At 61.1% G+C, this 18,481-nt stretch carries 15 protein-coding genes and 2 riboswitches; of the genes, 2 read left to right on the top strand and 13 right to left on the bottom strand.

The genetic code is table 11. The annotated features are described in order from the left end of the window. Nucleotides 1–64: 64 nt before the first annotated feature. The 12 genes from QWI75_RS13885 to QWI75_RS13830 all read right to left on the bottom strand — a co-directional run bounded on the left by QWI75_RS13885 (nt 65) and on the right by QWI75_RS13830 (nt 15,508). On the bottom strand, nt 65–541 hold the full coding sequence (locus tag QWI75_RS13885) for a chemotaxis protein CheW (protein ID WP_289269173.1): 477 nt from the start codon (nt 539–541) through the stop codon (nt 65–67). Between the two features lie 36 nt (nt 542–577). Beyond that, nucleotides 578–3,943: a hybrid sensor histidine kinase/response regulator gene (locus tag QWI75_RS13880; RefSeq protein WP_289269172.1), complete on the bottom strand. Its 3,366-nt coding sequence runs from the start codon at nt 3,941–3,943 to the stop codon at nt 578–580. A 50-nt stretch (nt 3,944–3,993) separates the two neighbouring features. Further along, on the bottom strand, nt 3,994–5,880 hold the full coding sequence (locus tag QWI75_RS13875) for a HAMP domain-containing methyl-accepting chemotaxis protein (RefSeq protein WP_289269171.1): 1,887 nt from the start codon (nt 5,878–5,880) through the stop codon (nt 3,994–3,996). A gap of 94 nt (nt 5,881–5,974) precedes the next feature. Continuing rightward, entirely contained in the window at nt 5,975–6,451 is a 477-nt protein-coding gene (locus tag QWI75_RS13870; RefSeq protein WP_289269170.1) for a chemotaxis protein CheW, read from the bottom strand. A gap of 51 nt (nt 6,452–6,502) precedes the next feature. After that, entirely contained in the window at nt 6,503–6,865 is a 363-nt protein-coding gene (locus QWI75_RS13865) for a response regulator transcription factor (RefSeq protein ID WP_289269169.1), read from the bottom strand. A gap of 71 nt (nt 6,866–6,936) precedes the next feature. Then, complete coding sequence (locus tag QWI75_RS13860) at nt 6,937–7,671, bottom strand: Tll0287-like domain-containing protein (RefSeq protein WP_289269168.1); 735 nt, start codon at nt 7,669–7,671, stop codon at nt 6,937–6,939. 344 nt (nt 7,672–8,015) lie between these two features. Further along, the gene (locus tag QWI75_RS13855; protein WP_289269167.1) at nt 8,016–8,633 is read right to left on the bottom strand and encodes a cob(I)yrinic acid a,c-diamide adenosyltransferase; all 618 of its coding nucleotides are present in this window, start codon (nt 8,631–8,633) and stop codon (nt 8,016–8,018) included. Nucleotides 8,634–8,655: 22 nt separating this feature from the next. Further along, nucleotides 8,656–10,218: a cobyric acid synthase gene (locus tag QWI75_RS13850; RefSeq protein ID WP_289269166.1), complete on the bottom strand. Its 1,563-nt coding sequence runs from the start codon at nt 10,216–10,218 to the stop codon at nt 8,656–8,658. Between the two features lie 40 nt (nt 10,219–10,258). Further along, on the bottom strand, nt 10,259–12,274 hold the full coding sequence (locus QWI75_RS13845; RefSeq protein ID WP_289269165.1) for a TonB-dependent receptor plug domain-containing protein: 2,016 nt from the start codon (nt 12,272–12,274) through the stop codon (nt 10,259–10,261). Between the two features lie 28 nt (nt 12,275–12,302). Continuing rightward, nucleotides 12,303–12,498: riboswitch (cobalamin riboswitch) on the bottom strand. Nucleotides 12,499–12,558: 60 nt separating this feature from the next. Further along, a complete protein-coding gene (locus QWI75_RS13840) occupies nt 12,559–13,470 on the bottom strand; it encodes an ABC transporter ATP-binding protein (protein WP_289269164.1) in 912 nt (303 codons plus the stop codon). Nucleotides 13,471–13,475: 5 nt separating this feature from the next. Then, nucleotides 13,476–14,615: a FecCD family ABC transporter permease gene (locus QWI75_RS13835; protein ID WP_289269163.1), complete on the bottom strand. Its 1,140-nt coding sequence runs from the start codon at nt 14,613–14,615 to the stop codon at nt 13,476–13,478. A 2-nt stretch (nt 14,616–14,617) separates the two neighbouring features. Then, nucleotides 14,618–15,508 carry an ABC transporter substrate-binding protein gene (locus QWI75_RS13830; RefSeq protein WP_289269162.1) on the bottom strand — a complete coding sequence of 297 codons (891 nt, stop codon included), beginning with the start codon at nt 15,506–15,508 and terminating at the stop codon, nt 14,618–14,620. Between the two features lie 192 nt (nt 15,509–15,700). Next, nucleotides 15,701–15,894, bottom strand: a riboswitch (cobalamin riboswitch). A 272-nt stretch (nt 15,895–16,166) separates the two neighbouring features. On the opposite strand from QWI75_RS13830, the gene QWI75_RS13825 reads away from it, so the two are divergent. Both QWI75_RS13825 and rpmB read left to right on the top strand, forming a co-directional pair. Next, nucleotides 16,167–17,585 carry a hypothetical protein gene (locus QWI75_RS13825; RefSeq protein ID WP_289269161.1) on the top strand — a complete coding sequence of 473 codons (1,419 nt, stop codon included), beginning with the start codon at nt 16,167–16,169 and terminating at the stop codon, nt 17,583–17,585. Between the two features lie 141 nt (nt 17,586–17,726). Continuing rightward, nucleotides 17,727–17,918 (top strand): 50S ribosomal protein L28, encoded by a 192-nt coding sequence (gene rpmB, locus QWI75_RS13820; protein ID WP_306417595.1) that lies wholly within the window; start codon nt 17,727–17,729, stop codon nt 17,916–17,918. A gap of 20 nt (nt 17,919–17,938) precedes the next feature. Here rpmB and QWI75_RS13815 read toward each other — a convergent pair whose 3' ends face one another. Then, on the bottom strand, nt 17,939–18,313 hold the full coding sequence (locus tag QWI75_RS13815; RefSeq protein ID WP_289269159.1) for a PilZ domain-containing protein: 375 nt from the start codon (nt 18,311–18,313) through the stop codon (nt 17,939–17,941). Nucleotides 18,314–18,481 lie beyond the last annotated feature (168 nt).

Here is an 18,481-nt window from a genome sequence, read left to right as displayed (position 1 = left end):
GGATGCCGGCGCAGGAGCACGCACGGCTTCATCATCCATGGCATCGCGCCCAACAACGCCCGCCCTACGATCCGACCGCATTGGCAAGCCGCCGGCCTGTCTGGTCCTCTTGAACAAGCCAGTCGGGGTTGACCAGAAGGGCGACCGCCTCCTGAAACAAGAACAGTCCTCGGAACCACATCCGTTCCTCGCCGCTGAATAGACGGGGCAGCGGCAGAATGTGCTCCCGACGGATATCGGTCAATCCGATGACCTGATCCACCGGGCTGGCACAACGCCAGCGATCCCGACTACAGAGCACGATTCGGGTCTCCGGGGTCGGTCGTGGATCGGGCAACCGGAATCGTGCAGCCAAATTCATCGGCGTGTAGTGCTCCCCGAGCAAGACGATATCCCGTTTGGGATCACACTCCCGTTCGGTGAACACGCCACGAACGCTTTCCGCCCAAATGGCCAGATACGTGCGGTGAAGACGAACGACCAAGAAGCGCGCGGTGTGGGAATCGGCGGTCGGAGTGGTCACACGTTGGCGAAAGGCCATGCGGTTTGCGAGCGCGCCGGGCGCCGCCTCCGGGTTTCACGTTCGCATCGACTGGGGCAGTTGCAACCAGCGCTCTACTTCAGCGATCAGCGCCCGTTCTTCAACGGGCTTGGCGATATACCCGCTGGCGCCGATGTTCAGCGCCAGTTGGCGATGCTTGTCGCCGGCTCTGGTCGTCATCACCACGATCGGGAGCGTCTGGGATTGAGCCCGACCTCGAAGCGCTTGGATCACTTCGTATCCGTTGAGTTTCGGCATCTCCAAATCCGTAATAACCAGGCGATAGCGGTTGGCGGCGGCCTTGCGCAGGCCGTCCTCCCCGTCCACCGCGGTATCGACGGCATACCCGGCATTCTCCAACATGCGGGCGACGAACTTGCGGATGCTGAGCGAATCGTCGATCAAGAGAATGGCAGGACCGGTAGGGGCCTCTTCCTGGGCAGCCGCACCGGAGAGCGATCCCTGGTCGCTGAGTTGAGGCGGGTCGGCCGCTTCTACGGCGGAGAGCGCTGCGACTCGGTCCCCTTGCCCAAGTCTGGTGACATCGACGACCAAGATCACGCGGCCTTCGGGGTCGATCGAGGCGCCTCCAAAACTGGATCGTTCGAGAACCTTGAGCGAGCCGAGTGATTTGACGACGATTTCCTGCCGGCCCAACAACTCATCGACGGCCAGACCGAGCGAGCCGGTGGGCGCCCGGACAATGACGATCGGCGACAGCTCCGGCACCTCCGCGGGAATGCCGCTTAAGGCGTGCGTCAGCGACTGGACAGGAATCGCTTCATTGCCGGCGTGCAAGACCCAATCCGACGCAATCCGTTGCAGTGTGTTGTCGGTGGGGATGGTGACCTCTCGGACGCTCGGCAGTGGGATGGCGTACCGTTGGGTGCCGGCCCGCACAATCAAGGCTGTGGCGATCAGCAACGTGAGCGGAAGGCTCAGGGTGAACTTGGTGCCGACTCCTTTCGCCGTTTCAATCTCAACGAAGCCGTTCATGCTTTCAATGACTTTCTTGACGGCATCGAGGCCGACGCCCCGTCCGGCCTGGTCTCCCACCTCGTCGGCCGTCGAGAAGCCGGGCAGAAAAATCAGCTTCATGGCCTCTGAATCCGGCATGGTCTTCGCCAGCGCGGCAGAAACGAGTCCTTTGGCAACGGCCTTGGCCTTGACCTTGTCCGTGTCAATCCCCGCTCCGTCGTCTTCGACTTCGATAACCACGGCGTTGCCGCGATGGGCGGCGTGCAGATAGACGGTTCCGACCGCGGGCTTGCACTGGGCCACGCGGACTCCTGCCGGCTCGATGCCGTGGTAAACCGCGTTGCGGACGAGGTGCACGAGCGGTTCGACCAAACGTTCGACGATGCCGGTATCCACCTCCGTATGCTCGCCCGACGTGACCAACGTCACTTCTTTTCCGGTGGCGCGGGCCATCTCCCGAACGGCTCGGCGGAAGCGGGTGAACGGGGTTCCGATCGCCACCATCCTGGCCCGGGCGATTTCGTCCCGCATGCCGAGCGTCAGATGTTGAAGCTGGCTCATGTCCTCGCGCGCTTGGCGGATGGACCCCGAGAGTTGTGCCATCGCCTCTGTAACATCGGCGGTCACTTCAGAAATGCGCCGCGCCAGGATGTTGAAGTCGTCATATTTATCGAATTCCAACGCGCCAAAGTCCTGCAGGCCGGGGACGTGAGCGGGACTTGACGGAGGGCCGGCAGAAGGGGTGGCGGTCGGAAGGGTGAAGGAGTGCTTTTCCTCGAAGCTCCTGACCGTTTCGAGCATCTTGCCTTTGAACGACTGGACCTGATTCGACAGATGCTCGAGGACGAGCAACCGCTGTTCAAGGCGTCCCCGTCCAATCACCAACTCACCAACCAGGTTCAGCAGCCGCTCCAACCGTTCGCGATTGACGCGAATGACGTCGTGTCCCTGTGATCCGGAGGACTCTTCCGACTGCGGCGCCTCGCGCGCCTCCTGAGCCGCTGGCGAGGCCCGCTCGGCCGGAGGCGAGGCCTGCGCCGGTGCCACCGCTCCCGCAGCGCTAGGGCTCGCAAACGCCTGCAGTTCTTTGGCGACGGCGCGGAAGCGTTCGCGGACTTGCGGCAACGTCGAAGGATCGCGACGCATGAGGAGCCGGACGACGTCAATGGATCGCAGAATGAGGTCCGTCATCCCGGCGAGGAGCTTCATGCGCCCCTCGCGCAACGCGCCCATGAGATCTTCCACATAATGGACAAGATCGCCAATGCAGGTAAAGCCCACCGTGAGTGCCGACCCCTTGAGGGTGTGGGCGCTTCGGAACAACTGATGGATCAAGTCCATGCTGTGCGGCGCCTTCTCAAGCTTCAACAGCAAGGCTTCGAGCGCATCGAGATGTTCCTGGGCTTCGGGAACAAAATAGGAAAGCACCTCTGGGTCGAGTACAGGACAGAGGTATTCGGCCGTGAGCTCATCCGGATGGTGGGCCGGCTCGACAACAGTGCCGGTCTCAAGCGGGGCGACCGTGGTGCTGGGAACCGATATGGGCGTCGAAGACGGGACCTGCCGTCCTCCGTCGGGCTGCAGGACGCTTGCCGGTCGGGACGCCTGAAGTCTCGACAGGAGCGCCGGCACGTCCCGTTGGAGTGAATCAAGCTGTGCGGTGTCTCTGGCGAGCAGCCGGCGGACCACGCGCATGGTTTCCGCGGTCAATTCCAACAAGGACGCGGAAATCGCGCTGCGATCGTCTCGGGTTTCGCCCAACCGCTCTTCAAGTGGAAGGGCGACATCTCCAATGACCGTGAATCCGACCGTGTGTGCGGACCCTTTGACGGTGTGGACCGACCGGAACAACTGATGCATACGATCAGGGTCGTCGGGGTTGGCGGACAGATGCTCCAGATGCGCCTGAATTCTACCCAAGTGTTCTTCCATCTCGGGAAGAAAGTAGGACATGACCTCATCGTCAATGGCCGGCATGAGATACGAGGCGTCTGGTAACTCAGCCTGCTGAGGCTCCTGAGCCGCTTTCAGCAACATCAGGGCTTCGGCGTACTCGGCCTTGACGGCCGTCAACGAATCATCCTGCTCCTGGTGGCTATGGGCGATGGCGTTGATCTGCACCTGCGCGGCATCCACCAACGCACGAAGCGTCCCCACGACGCGCGGCCAGTCCGAACTGGAGAACTCGGTGGCCCGCTCAAAGAGGTGCTCCAGCATGTCGCACAGCTTGCCGAGTGTGGGAAACTCATAGAGGAGCGCCGCCCCCTTCGTACGGTGAGCCAGGGCCTTCTGTTCCTGGGCCACCTGAGGGCTGGGCAGCGACTGGTCGGCGGGATTCAGCGCCGCCTGCATGCTGGAGACGGCATCGCTGGATTCGGCGACAAAGATGTCGACGAGTTGATTTTTATCGAACTCGTTGCCCATGTTGCACGGTCCTTTTATCCGCGCCTGATCGCCTGCTCATGCCGTATCGGTCACACGAGCTTGAACTGACTGACTTGCGCGGTCAGACCTTCGGCGAGTTTCGCCATCTCTTCGATGGTTTGCCTGGTCGTATCGGTCGCTTTCTGCGTCGCCACGGCGCCGCCGGTAAAGTCCTTCAGCGACCGGCCCACGCGCTCCGTTGATTGAGTCTGCTCGGTGGCGGATGTTGCGATGGCGACGGCCAGCTCGGCCGACCGCTTGGCGATATCCGAAATTTCCGAGAACACTTCACCCGTTTTCAAGGCCGATTGCGAGCCGGCTTCCACAGCCTGGGTCTCGTGCTCCATGGCGACCACGGCGTCCTGCGTTTCGGATTGGATGCCCTTGACCAGCTCCGTGATTTCACGGGTGGCCTGCGTCGAGCTTTCCGCCAGTTTGCGGACCTGGTCGGCGACGACCGCGAATCGGGCTCCTGCTTCGCCCGCGCCCGCCGCCTCGATCGCGGCGTTCAAGGCGAGCAGGTTGGTCTGGGACGCGATGTCCCGAATGGTGGACACGATCTGGGAAATCTCCAACGACCGGTCACCCAGCGCTTTGACCTGTTTGGACATCCGTTGCACGGCGGCGCGGATGTTCTGCATGTCTTGTACCGTCTCCTGCACGGCTTGCCGGCCTTTCTCAGTGGCGGACAGCACTTGTTTGGCGCTTTCGGATGAGGCGGTTGCCGTATCCGCGACCTGCCGCATCGACGACGTCAGGAGCTCGACCGCACCCAACGTGCGGACGGACTCTTCCGCCTGGTGTTTGGCCGTTCCCGACATTTGAGAAGCTGTCTCCCGCAGCGAGCCGGCTGAACGGTTGACTCGTTCGGCCGCATCACGCACCTGACCGAGCAATTTGCCGAACCTGGCCAACATCAGGTTCAACCCGTCGGCCAGGTTTCCGAACATGTCGGCCGTCACCTCGCCCCGTTTAGTCAAGTCGCCTTTCCCCACCTCGGAGACCATGACGAGGAAGGCCATGAGGCGCTTTTGCATGGTGTCGCGCTCCTCCTCCGTTTGCAGGAGGGTGGTCAAACGGTCCAACATGGCGTTGAACGCCTTGGCCATCTGACCGAACTCGTCGTGGCTTTCGACCTTGGCGCGGGCTTGGAAATTTCCGCCCGCAGCCTGGGTGGCGACTTCCGCGATGTGGATGACGTTTCGCGAAAAGAATCTGGCCAGGCGGTATCCAAACCACAAGCCGAGGGCGACGGCCACCACACCGCCGATGAGGAGCAGCTTCTCTCCGTTATTCGCGATGGCTTTGGCCTCTTCGTTCAGATCATTGGCAATGTCCTTCATGGTGGTGACCTGTTCGCTGTGCCGAAGGACCGCCTGCTCGAAGATGGGTGTCAGGTTGACCGTGAGGGCCAAGATGCCGAGATCGCGGAGTTGTTGAGACTGCTCGGGCGACAAGGTCCGGTCGAAACTATCGAGGTACGCGTGCGTGGAATTCTTGGCTTCGGTGAAATAGCGCAGGATAGCCGGCTTGAGCAGCGCCAGATCCGCGGCTTCATCGCGCCCGGCCCGCGACACCCGCAGGGTCGTCGATTCGTATTCGCGCAGCACCCTCATCACGGTGTCTTCATGCTTCGCGAGTTTCGGGGTTTCCGCTTCCACATCGCTCTTGCGCGATGCCGAGGCCATCTGAAGCAGGATCTGGTGATGATCGGTCAACGCGGTGCCCATTTCCGAGAACTCGGCCAACGGCACGACGTAATCCACATAGGTCACCTGTGATTGGCCTGCGAGTTGGCGGAGTTTGAAGAAACCCAGTCCCGCGACGAACATGATGATGAAACTGACCAGGCCGAATCCCACGATCAATTTCGCTTCCGTGCGCAGGTCGCGAAACCAGCTCATGGATTCCAGGCCGACGCCCTTGCTCTTTTTCATGACTGCCTCCTCTTGCGACGACACGGCTTGTCTGGGGAAACCCGTTTCCGGAGATCACCGGAGTGAATGGAATCGATGACCATAGAGGTAAGGCCTAACCTCGCTCGACGATGGAGAGCAGCGCAGGGACTTCGATGAGTCCGCCCATCTTGCCATCGATCGGGAGCAGCGCGGCAATGAACGGCTGTGCGCTCCGGTCTGCTTGTGACGGTGGCGTGAGCAAGGCGTCTGCCGACACGGTGCGAATCTCGGGCACGTCGTCGATCAAGAGACCGGCTTGTTGAGGGCCATGCTTGATCACCACGGCGAGTTTTTGGGGAACAGGCGCGGGCGGCAACCCCAACGCCGGCCGTATATCCACCAGCGGCATGACGGTGCCCCGCAGGTTCGCCACGCCGACGAGGACGGACGGCATTTTCGGGACGGGGGTTACGGACTCGACGGGGAACACCTCCCGTACATATCGCAGATCAATCGCGAGCCATTCACCCGCGATGACGAAGAGACAGGCGCGGAAGGTGTGCGCGGCCGCGGCCGCCGTGGAGAGAACGGGGACGTCAATCTGTGCCATGGCTGTTCAAAACCGCTCCTGCGCTGTCAGTACACTGCTGGTTGGCGCCGGTCAATGCATCGCTCGTTTCACGGCGGCCAAGAGATCTTCCGCTTTGAACGGTTTCACGACGTAGCCGTTGGCCCCCTGTTGTTCACCCCAAAACTTGTCGCTGTCCTGTCCTTTGGAGGTGCAGAGGACGACGGGAATGTGTTTGAACCGGTCGTCGTTCTTTAGGTCGCGGCAGGCTTGGAAGCCGTTTCGGCCCGGCATGACCACATCGAGGATGACCAGATCCGGCTTCTCCGCCGCCAGCTTGTCCTCGAGCTTATCGGTATTGGGATACGTAACGACGGTGTGGTTGGCGGCTTTCAGATACCCCTCGATGATTTGCAGTTCGGAGTAGGAATCATCGCAGACCACGATCTTGCTCATGAATGCCTCCTTCGTGAATACACGTGGTTAGAAAATCATGCGCACAACGGCTATCAGATGGCGGTTCACGCTTATCTCATGGGATAGACGATACTCAGGGCGCCTGCCAGTTCTCCTTCCTTCCAGCCTTCCTTTCGCATGCCGGTGATGTCCCGTTCGCCCTTTGGATTGCCGTGACAAGACAGGCACGATGGGCCGGCATATTCCGGGTCCATCAGCCGATAAACCGGTTTGCCGTTCAACATCGTCGCCTTGGCATAGGGTTGTCCCTTCGGATGCCGGCTGTCGGAAAACAGTTTGAGCACCTCCGACTCGAACTCATCGGGACGGTTGTTCGGATTGCGATAGTCGATGCCGGTCAATTTGATGCGGATGCCGGTCTTCCGATAGAACCGTTCTCCGGTCTTGCGCGCAAAGACGGCGGGCAGGAAGCCCTTGAATCCGACGCCCTGCTTGTTGATGACGATCTGTGCTTCGTCCACGACCTCTCGTTCGGCTTCAAGCAGACTCAGCAGCACATTGGCCTGGGGCAGATTGGTGGGGCGCGTCAGGTCGATCTTGGTTTGGTTCCGGAAGCGGGTGATGACCTGTTCCGCCAGAAAATCTCCTGTAAATCCCTTGTTGCCCTTGGAGGCGTCGTTGATCAATTCCTGATGTTCGGAGACGGTCGCCCGGCCAGCTTTGACCATCTTGATAAGCAGTTCGCTCGTTTCGGCTTCGTCAGTGGCCCATGCCGGTGAGCCGGCTCCAACGACGGCGGCCCAGACGATCAGACAGGCACAGAGCATTGCGCGCGGGGTGATCATGGAATCCTCCATACAGGCCTTCGGTTGAACCGGCCGCCCTTCAGATTGCTCTTGGCGGCCGGAGGCCACGCCTCAAGAGATTCTTTTTATTTGCCCCCTTCACAGGACGACGATGGCCACGATAGGCACCAAAGCGGTCAGGAGCGGCGGTAATGGGGTTCAACGCACAACGACGTCACTAGACTTGATTATCAGATAATCCGTATCTGTCAAATACGTGGACGGCGTTCGCTCACGGCTCGATGAGCCGTCCGCCTATCCGGTCACGCGCCGGACGTGGCCCGGACTGAGCGGATAGAGCACCGAAGAGGTGACTCAGAATCGGGACAGGAGCGGCTGGGGATCTACGGAGTCCGGGTTGGTGGATGGCGATCCCAGAGGACCTCGGGTTCGCGGCGGCGGTGGGCGACCCACCGGGCCAGCACAAAGAACGTGTCGCTCAGCCGGTTGAGAAAGATGATGGCCATGCCGTCGGCGGGCTCCTCGCGGGAGAGCCGAACACAGTGACGTTCGGCCCGTCGGCAAATCGTCCGCGCCAAATGCAGCAGGCTTGGCACGAGACTGCCACCCGGAAGGAGAAACTCTTTGAGCGGCGGCAAGTCCTTTTGGCAGGTATCGATGAGCCGCTCGAGACGAGTGACATCCTGTTGCGCAATCTGAGGCATGTTCGGAAAGGTCTGGCCCGGTGCCGTCGCGAGCAGGGCACCGAGGTCGAACAGTTTGTGTTGGACCCACCCAAGTTCCTGATCCAGCCGCACAGGGTCAGGATTGGGCCCCTGCCCGGATGGCATACAGGAACGGACCACGCCGATGGCCGCATTGAGTTCGTCCACCGTCCCGTAGGCCTCCACCCGCGCGCTGTCCTTCCACACCTGCTGCCCGCCGGCCAACCTGGTCCGCCCCTTATCGCCGGTGCGGGTATAGACCTTGGTGATCCGCATGCCCCCTTTTCTCGTCTTCATCGGTCTCCCCCTTGGTTGGACCTCAGCCACTGGGAAAAGATCGCTCGAAGCCTTCTATGATGGATGCGAGATTCATATGGCGCTCGAGGTGATCGGCCCATCGGTCTAAGGCGCTGTCGAGAGAGGCGGAAGCGGAAAGATGGGTGGCAAGGCCAATCGCCGGGAGGCCCTTTCTGGTTCTGGCGCGGTTCATCCATCCCAACCGAAACGACGCATGGTCGAACAGGCCGTGGATGCTCGTGCCCCAGACCCGGCCTCCGAAGGCCCAGGTCCCTTCTTCCTCGGACAGGCTGGGATCGCACGAGCGAAATGCTTCATCGGTTGCGGGACGGTGGAGCGTAAAACAGGACGACCTCGTACGTCCGGTGATCCGACCCATGTGGATTTCATAGCCCTCGATCACGCAATCGTCTAGTCCTTCGAGAGCCGATACCCGTCCCCGGACACGCCGGCAGATCTTGGGCGATTTCAGTTCTGTCTGGATGTCCAGGAAGCCGAAGCCTGGCGAGGAACCGCCTGCTTCGAGGCCGTCCGGATCGTGAATGTGCCGGCCCATCATTTGATAGCCGCCGCAAATGCCGATCAACTCCCCTCCCCGGTCCACGTGGGCCTTCAAAGCGGGCCCGAATCCCCGCTCAACGAGATATCGAAGGTCGTCGAGGGTGTTTTTCGTGCCCGGAAGGATGATGACATCGGCGTGGCTCAGGTCCTCTGGGGTGGCGACATACCGGAGGCTCAGACCCTCCTCGCGGGCGAGCGCATTGAAGTCGGTGAAGTTGCTCAGGCGGGGCAGCAGCACCACGGCGACATTCACAGAGGAATCCAAGAATGCTCGCTGAGCGGAGGCGGCCAGGTCCAGGCGGTCTTCCTGGTCGAGATGCGCATCCGGGAGAAAGGGCACGAGCCAAACGGGAAGCCCGGTGCGCGCTTCAAGATACTGTTGGCCATCGGCAAACAGTCTGGGGTCGCCGCGAAACTTGTTGACGACAAGCGCGATGACGCGGCGGCGTTCGTCTGGCGCCAAGAGGTCCAAGGTGCCCAGCATTTGCGCGAATACGCCGCCGCGATCGATGTCCGCGACGAGCAGGACCTTGGCATCGGCCCAGCGGGCCGTCCGCCAGTTGACCACGTCATGCTCGCGAAGGTTCACCTCCGCGGCGCTGCCCGCTCCTTCGATAACAATCGCCTCGTAGGCGCCCGCAAGGCGATCGTAGCTCTCGCGCACGATGGCCCAGATCTCCTCCCGCCGGTCAAAATATGCCTGAGCCTCCAGTGACTGGATTGCCTGACCTCGAACAATAACCTGGGAACGCCTGTCGGATTCCGGTTTCAGCAGAATGGGATTCATATCCACGTGAGGGTCCAATCCACAGGCCCGCGCCTGCAACGCTTGGGCGCGCCCGATTTCCCCGCCCTCCGGCGTGACGAACGAGTTCAGCGCCATGTTCTGGGCTTTGAAGGGAGCGACGCGGATGCCGTGACGAACCAGAATCCGGCACAAGCCCGCCGAGACAGCGGTCTTTCCGACATCGGAGGCCGTTCCCAGCACGGCGATGGCCCTGGCGCGAGGTTGTATGGACTTCATGGTTCCGTTGCAACGATGTGACGTTGATCGGGCCAGGCCGTCAATAGGTGAACTTGATGCCTCCGAAGACGGAGCGGATCGGCGTCCCAAAGGTTAAAATCTCTTCATAGTCTTGGCCGAGCAGATTGTCGATGCGACCATAAATCTGCCAGCGTTTGGTGAGGTCATAGCTCGCGGCGACGTTCACCACGCCGAAGGAGCCGAGGCGCTGTCCCGGCGAGTTGGCAATGTCATTGTTCCGTGCGCCGACAAACCGGTAGTCGATAAACACGTGAAGCGGCGCGATCGGTTGATAAGCCAGCCCGACGCTGGCCTGGTCAACCGGCCAGCGGGCCAGGCGTTTGCCGGTCGTCAGGTCCCGCGCATGGGTGTTCGTGTATTGCGCTTTCAACTCCAGGCCGTCCATCAGGCTGATCTTGCCGGAAAACTCCCACCCCTGCGTTCTGGCTGCGGCGATGTTCACGGGGCAGAAGCCAAACGTCTCGGGCGGGCACAGGGAGGGCGCGCCTAATAATGGGAATTGGATCAAGTCGCGGAAGTGATTCCAGAAGTATCCGCCGCTCAGCAGAACGCGCCCTTTCCATAAGCTTTGATCGAGACCCGCATCCAAGCTTTGGCTGCGTTCCGGTTTTAGATTCGGGTTGCTGACCGGAAAGCCGCCCGATTGAAAGAACAAATCGTTCAGGGTGGGAGCCTTGAACCCTGTGGCATAACTGCCGCGGAGCTTCGTCCCGGTTTCATGGATGTGATATCCGGCAGTCACCCGGTAGGTGGTGGCGTCGCCGAAGGTGTTATAGCTGTCGTATCGGATGCCGGCGGTCAGCAACAATCGGTCCTGGAGATTGACCTGCGCCTGCGCGAATCCGGCATTGGAGGCGATCCGCCGTTTGGCCGAATCGGCGCCGAAATCCTGCGCGTTGTCTCCGAATTCCTCGCGGAACTGGTATCCGGCGGTTAGGAGGAGCGGTTTGCCGATCTGAACATTGTGTTGCCATTCCAACCGGCGATTGATGGTTTTGAAGTCGGCGGCGAAGGGGAAAAAACAGGATCCGGCCGGAGCGGGAAAGCCACAGAAGGGATCCGGGACAATCGGCTGGCCGGTCGTGACGTTGAATCCGGCCGGGCCGCTCTGCGACATGAACCGTTCGGTCCCTTGGGCCAAGGTCAGCTTCTGACTCCACCAGTCCGTGATCGGTTGCTCATAGACACCGCTGAGAAGCAGGTTCCTGGTCGTCTGGCGGCTTCCGAACATGTCCGCCGGCTCGCTGTTGCCTGTCTGTCCGTCGAAATCGACATCGGCATTCCACCAGCGCACGGTGAGGTCCAGCCGGCCGTGGTGCGGCAACGCCGCCCCGATCCTGGCCGAGGTATTCCAATTATGGAAGCCGTCCCGTTCGTAGGCCCCACGCTGGTAGTTGGTCGAGGAGAAGCTGCTGGTGTCCCAGCGGGTCAATGTAAAGGAAAAATCGAAGGGTCCCCTGGCTCCCGATGCCGATAGCCCCTCCCGCAACGTGGCGAAGGAACCATATTCCAGAAAAGCATTGGCCGTGGGAGCGCCGCTTCCCTTCTTGGTAATGATATGGATCACTCCGCCCATCGCGTCGGAGCCCCATAACATGCTCTGGGCGCCGCGGAGGATCTCGATCCGTTCAATGTTATCTGCCGACAGGTTGCCGAAGTTGAACAGGCCGGAGTTGGGGCTGTTGGCGATGACCCCGTCGATCACCACCATGGTGTGAGCGCTCTTCGTCCCTCGCATTTGCACGGTAGCAATGTTGCCGGGACCGCCGGATTGGAAGGCCGTGATGCCTTGGGCCAGGCGCAAGGCATCCAGGACGGATCTGAATTTCTTCCGCTCCATCTCCTCGCCGCGAATCACCTCGACGGCGCTCGTGGCCTTGCTGGCATCAATTTCGGTTTTCGTCGCGCTGATGATGACATCCCGCACCGGCACCGGCTCCTCTTCTGTGTCGGCTGCGGAGGCCTCCGGTGCTCCCCAGCCCATGACGCACATCCCGATCATCAGGGCCATTGGGCCCCAACGATGATCCTGCATGGTCCGCCTCCCTTTACCTCGAAGGGTGTTGTGGCATTCAGCAGCAGCCGGATCTCCTGACTCGCGGATCCCTGCTCCCTTCCGCCTTCCCATGTACGTGTCGTACACAGTGGCCTGTCTGGAAGGTCACTCCCCGCATACAGTGGCGGTACCGTGATGGTGTCTCACCATCTTCCCCGTGCTGCTCTTCTGGTCCCTGACTCACTTCCTCCTGTTAAATTGAATCTGCACCAATCGGCTTCGGGGGACCGGACGCGGTGCAGGCGTTCAGGTCGCCGCATTGTCTATGGCGGCGACTGACTCCCTGTTTCCATCCGCAGATCGGGATAGGCGGTGACCATCGGACGAGAGGTCAGGGGATGGGGCTCGACAAGGACCCGAACCCGACAGTGGAACACCGATTCGAGGCGGTCGGCCTGAAGCACCTCATGCGGCGGTCCCAGCGCCGCCGTCAATCCATGGCTCAACAACAGGATGCGATCACAGAGATGGCCGGCGAGATGCAGGTCATGGGTGACGATCACAATCGTCTGTTTCCGCGCGAGCTGCAGGCGGTGCAAGATCCGGAAGCAGGCGACCTGGTGATGGACATCAAGATAGGCCGTCGGTTCGTCCAGAATCAGCACCGGTGTCCGCTGCGCCAGGGCTCTGGCGAGATAGGCCCGCTGTCGTTCCCCGGCCGATATTGAATGGAGGGGGCGATCCGCCAGGTGGGCAATTTCGACCTCGTCCATCGACTGCCGAACGATCTCATGATCCTGCACCGATTCCCATCCCCAACCGGAAAACAGCCCGGTCTCGGAACGATGGGGGTAGCGCCCCCTCAGGACGAGTTCCCGGATGGTCATTGGAAAGGTGATAGGCGCATCCTGGAACACGACGGCGATGCGCCGAGCCCGATCCCGGGGAGTAAGCTGGCTGAGATCCGCTCCGAACATCTGTATCGCGCCGCGTTGCGGGCGGAGCAGGCCCGCCAGGATTTTGACGAGAGAGCTCTTCCCGGATCCGTTTGGACCAAGGACGCCCAGGATTTCTCCTGACCGGACGTCAAGCGACAGATCCTGGATGACCCAGGGAACGGCACGATGAAGCGCGGGATGTGAGGCTGGGTAGTGAAACCAGAGATTCCGGATGGTGTAGGGGCAGGATCGTGGTTGTTCGCTCACCGCAGTCGCGGCGGGCAATGGGCTTGGCATGGAGGTCACCGGCCGAAGAAATGCTCGTGGTGTGCGGATAACAGGAGCCAGACGAAGATCGGCCCGCCGATCAGTGCCGTCACCACTCCGACCGGCAACTCAGAGGGGGCGATCACGGTGCGCGCAATCGTATCGGCGATCATGAGAAACAAGCCTCCTGCGAGGGCCGTGGCTGGCAACAGCCTGCGGTGGTCCGGTCCGATGATGAAGCGGAGGGCATGCGGGATCATCATGCCGACAAAGCCGATCATTCCGCTGACGGCCACGACGATACCCGTTACCACGGCGGTCAACACAAAGAGGCGCCGCTTGGTCCGCTCGATGTCGAGTCCCAGGCTCTGGGCGGTCTCCTCTCCAAGCAAGAGGCAATTGAGGGGCTCGGCATGGAGTGTCAACACGACGGTGCCGAATAGTCCGACGAGGATGGTCAGCCCCATTTGCAACGACCCGGCCGGATGCAAGGACCCCATCAGCCAGGCCATCACGCGGGACAGATGGTCGGGACTGAGCAGCGAGGTCAGAAACATCGTCAAGGCCGAACAGATCGCGTTCACGATCACCCCGGCGAGCAACAGGGTCTGCACCGGCAAGCCTGATCCGGATGAGGAGAGACGATAGACGACGATGATGGACATGACGGCGCCGGCCAATGCCGCGGCCGAAATGCCGGTTCCATCCAGGGCGGTCGTGAGCCAGTCGGACGTCATCGCCAGCGTGGCTCCCAAGGTGGCGCCGCTGGAGACGCCGAGCACGTAGGGGTCGGCGAGCGGATTCCGTACCAGCGCCTGAAGGGTGGCGCCCACGATGGCTAAGGTGCTCCCGACGCAAAAGGCCAGCAGCAGGCGTGGAGCCCGCAAATGGAGCAGGATGGCGGCCTCGGCATCAAATTGACCCTCTCCCTGATGAGTCGGAAACCAGGCGGCGAGCAGCACCTGAACGGATTTGGCGAAAGGAATTGCCTCGGCGCCGAATTGTAGGCAGAGCAGAAAGCCCAGAACGGTGCAGAGGGCCAAACTCCCGATCGTGATCCAAGCACGGTATGGCGAGGAAATGACTGGTTCCTGGTTGGCGGCGGCCAAGTCTTGTTCGCCCAGCGGCGGCGCCATCGGACGATCTGTGGCGTGATCGGACGGTGTCGTGACCACGTTCATGGTCCGGGATTGGAAGAAACGGGATCGGAGTGGAATATTTGAGCCAGGTGTTCCAACCCTTCGACGATGCGCGGACCAGGACGGTCCAGGAGGTCGCTGGCCACTGGCACAAGCCGGTTGTGCCTGACCGCTGACAAGGCGGACCAGGTTCGCCACTGGACCAACTGAGATTCGGAAACCGCTTCCGACTCGCCTGCAGGAAAGAGCAGAACGTCCGGGTTTCTCTTCAGCACCGTCTCCATTGAAAGCCGTGGATAAGCAGTCCCTGTGTCCGCGGCGATGTTGGCGCCGCCCGCAAGTTCGATGACGTGGTGGATAAAGCTGCCGGGTCCGACGGTGATCAGGGGGTCGCTGTTCAGTACGTAGAGCACTGTTGGTCGGGGGCGGCCGGCGGAGGGTGTACTTACCCGCTTAATCCGTTCGCGCAGACGCCCCACCAACGCATCCGCCGTCTTGCCGCGATCAAGAAGCCGGCCCAGCGTCGAGAGATGTCTGAGCACGTCATCCAGGGTGTGGGTCTCGAATGTGAAGACGGGAATTCTTAGTTGTTCCAGCTCTCGAACGGCATCGGCATTCAAGAACCCGCGCGGCGTCAGTAGAAGGTCCGGATTGAGGCGAATTACACGTTCTAGATTCGGCGTTGCCCCGCCGACCTTGGGCAGGGCTGCGGCCTCCGGCGGAAAATTGCAGAACGAGGTCACCCCGACCAGGCGGCTGCCTGCATCCAGCGCAAACAACATTTCCGTGATATTGGGAGCCAGCGAGACGATCCGCCGCGGCGGGTCAGCGAAAAAGACCTTGCGTCCGGCGTCATCCACAAAGGTCCGCGAGCTGACGTTGGCCATGAACGGCATGCCAGTCAAAATGCCGGGTTGGCGGCGTTTCATGTCGAGTGCTCCGGGAGAATCCGCGTATCCAGGCGGCAACACGGACTGGATCGCAAGCCACCACAGGATGGTCGCCGAGAGGGATGAGAACGGACGGGACCGGCTCACAAACAAAAAATCCCCAAGGCCACATCTGACCCTGAGGATTGCACCCGCGTCTTCACCCTCACCGTTCCCCACCCCACGAGGGAACGACAGTCAGTGTCCTGGGTAGGTCTTCTGGCTTCTGGGCTGCCTCCTATGCTCCGCGCCTTCCCGCCGATCGGCAGTGGTCTGTGCGGAGTTCGTTCCCAGTTACAGCGGCGGGACCACGAGGGATTTTCACCCTCTTCCCTTTCCCCAGGCGGCCGTAGTTGTGGCCCGCACTCTAGGAGACAAGTCGAAACGATGTCAAGTTCAATTTTGTTCCGTTTGCTTCGGTCGCGGGCAGTTATGTCATGAGCGCAAAACGGCTTCCTGAGCCGATTCTGGTCAAGCCTGCATTCGGCCAAGCGTTTCCTACGGCGGGCCCAAGTGACCTATGATGGAAAGAATGGCACATCGCTTGCTCCTTCTATCCAACCGGCATCGTGCGCGTCACAGCGATGGGTCGATTGTCGAACATGGCATTGGGCCGACACCAAGTTGGCAGGAGATGGGATCCAAACCGATGAGAAATATGTTGATTACGATTTGCCTCCTGGCGGTGTTCCTGGAGGTGTCCGGTCTGATTTTTTCCGTGAAGCGCGAGGGGCCGAGCGAGGTCTTCCGCCGGCTTGCTCAAATGCCGGACGTTCGTTTGGAAAGCCCTTTGCAGAACGGTTATTTTCTTCTGGTCGGGTTTACGGCCGATACCGCCATGGATCCGGTCCAGGTCGGCTATGAAATCTGGTTGGAGGCGGAAGCGCATCGCGGCCTTCGGCATTTCGACCTGGAGAAAGGCGCGCGATCCGCCCTCCACATCACGATCGGCCCGGATGACGTCGTGCCGGAGTGGTTCGCAGCCGATCCGGTTCGGTCGTTTCAGGAACAGGGCGTGACGATGCGCACGTCCATGACACGATATGCGGTCTTGGTCGATCGATACCGGCAATGGTTGAGCATGCCGTTCGAGGATTGGGGGTTCGGCCATCCGGCCAGCCCGCGGTTCACGGAAATCATGGCGGCCCACCGGCTGTTTATTGGAGAAGGATTCGCGCATAGTGCGGCGAAGGGGTCCTCCCGCCTGCAACAGGATACGATCGCCTGGCGGCGTGTGCTGGCTGACGCCAAGACCATTCCCATGAAAATTATGGCCGCGACGATGGTGGACGACAATGTGAGCCTCCTTTCCAAGGCGCTCGCCAAGCCGGACCCCGATTCCGCGGTCCTGGCCACGGCCAAACAAATCAGCCATGCGCTGACCCGCGAAGAAGGCGCGATGCGCTGGCCGATCCAGAATGAATTCGTGCTGGGACTGGCCCGGCGGGATGAACTCTTATCGGTCGAGAATTTTATCGGGGCCGACGATGCCGATCACAATCGGCGGTGGTTGGCGCAGGCGGCCGGCCTGCACGCCGACGCGTTCACGAGGGTCCAGCACCCTGCCTCCAAGACCTTGTTCGGCATGACGTTGGAAACCCAACGGACCTGGGACGCCTATGCGACCTATTATGACGCGCTCATCACGTCGTCGGCAGTCCTGCATAGTCCCCTCCCCCGTTTGCACGACGTGACCAAGGGGTCGAATCGCACGTTGTTCGAGCACTTGCTCAACCCAATCGAGTTTGATCCCTCTTGGGAGTCGTTCACGCAGAGATTGTTGGCGACCGATGCCAAGCTGCGGCTGACGGCGCTTCAAGTGCTTATGCGAAGCGTGCGCGGCACGGAGAAGATTGCTGAACGGATCAGTCAGGCCGGACCGGAATACTTCGACCCCTTTTCGGGACTCCCGATGTTATGGAGTCCTTCCCATCGCCGGTTGTACAGTGTCGGGAAAGACGGGCTGGACGACGGCGGAGACAGCACCTTCGATATCGTCACCCCCGCGCTTCCTGAGCCGACACAAGCGTCCGGCGGTCCAGATCGCAGTCGTCCTCGTGGTGTGCGGCACGGTTGAATTGACCTCGCGCCGTCCGGCCACTCGATCTTCCTGACCAGAGGACCAACCGAACCGCTGAGAACCGTTGGGACTTGTCCGTCAGCCTGGCCGCGTGATAACATGTCACAATTTCAGACCGGCGAAACCAAGGAGTCTGCCGTGGCCTATCGTTGTGATGTGTGCGGAAAGGGGCATCGGACCGGCAACAATGTCAGCCATGCCAACAATAAGACGAGGCGGGTGTTTAACCCCAATCTGCAGCGCGTTCACGCGATCGTGAATGGATCTCGCACGCACCTCCGTGTCTGTACCCGTTGTTTGCGATCCGGCGTCGTGAAGAAAGCCGGGTGAAGGCCGTCGCCGTTCCTTCCTCACTGCCCTCCGACTGCTGATCCGTTGTTATCCGCCGGGTTGATCGATCCGGCGGATGTCCGCTGTTCCAGCCGTTTCACTGCCTGTTGGAGTCGAACCCATTCTTCCGGTTGGAGGGAAACAAACTCGACGCCGAAGAACTTTCCCCTGGTCCAGCGGACAATGGCCTGGTCGATGCCGAGGGGCGCCTCGTGATCGGAGACGTAGATACGGAGTTCCAGCACCGTTCCCGCCAAGGCATGGGTGGAAGACTCGATCCGGCATCCGCGCACGGACAAATCGACCACGCTGCCTTCTCCTCCCGTGACATTGGTCGAGGTAAACGAGCTTCTGAATTGAACGGGAAAGCGGGGGACTGCTCTGGCGTCATTCATATGAGATCGGTGGGCGCGGGTGTTGCGCTTGGTATTCTGCCGAGGCGGAGATCGATTCTCCAATCTTTTTTGTGATTCGTGCGTCCTGCCCGACGATTCCTGCCCGTGATGAGGAAGCCTCGACATTGACGGCCGGGTGGCGTAGCCTGTCCGAAGCACCGTCTCTCA

The organism is Nitrospira tepida, from assembly GCF_947241125.1.
Taxonomy (GTDB): Bacteria; Nitrospirota; Nitrospiria; order Nitrospirales; family Nitrospiraceae; genus Nitrospira_G; species Nitrospira_G tepida.
The sequence above is the reverse complement of the archived record's forward strand: the minus strand, read 5'-3'. Positions and strand labels throughout refer to the sequence as shown.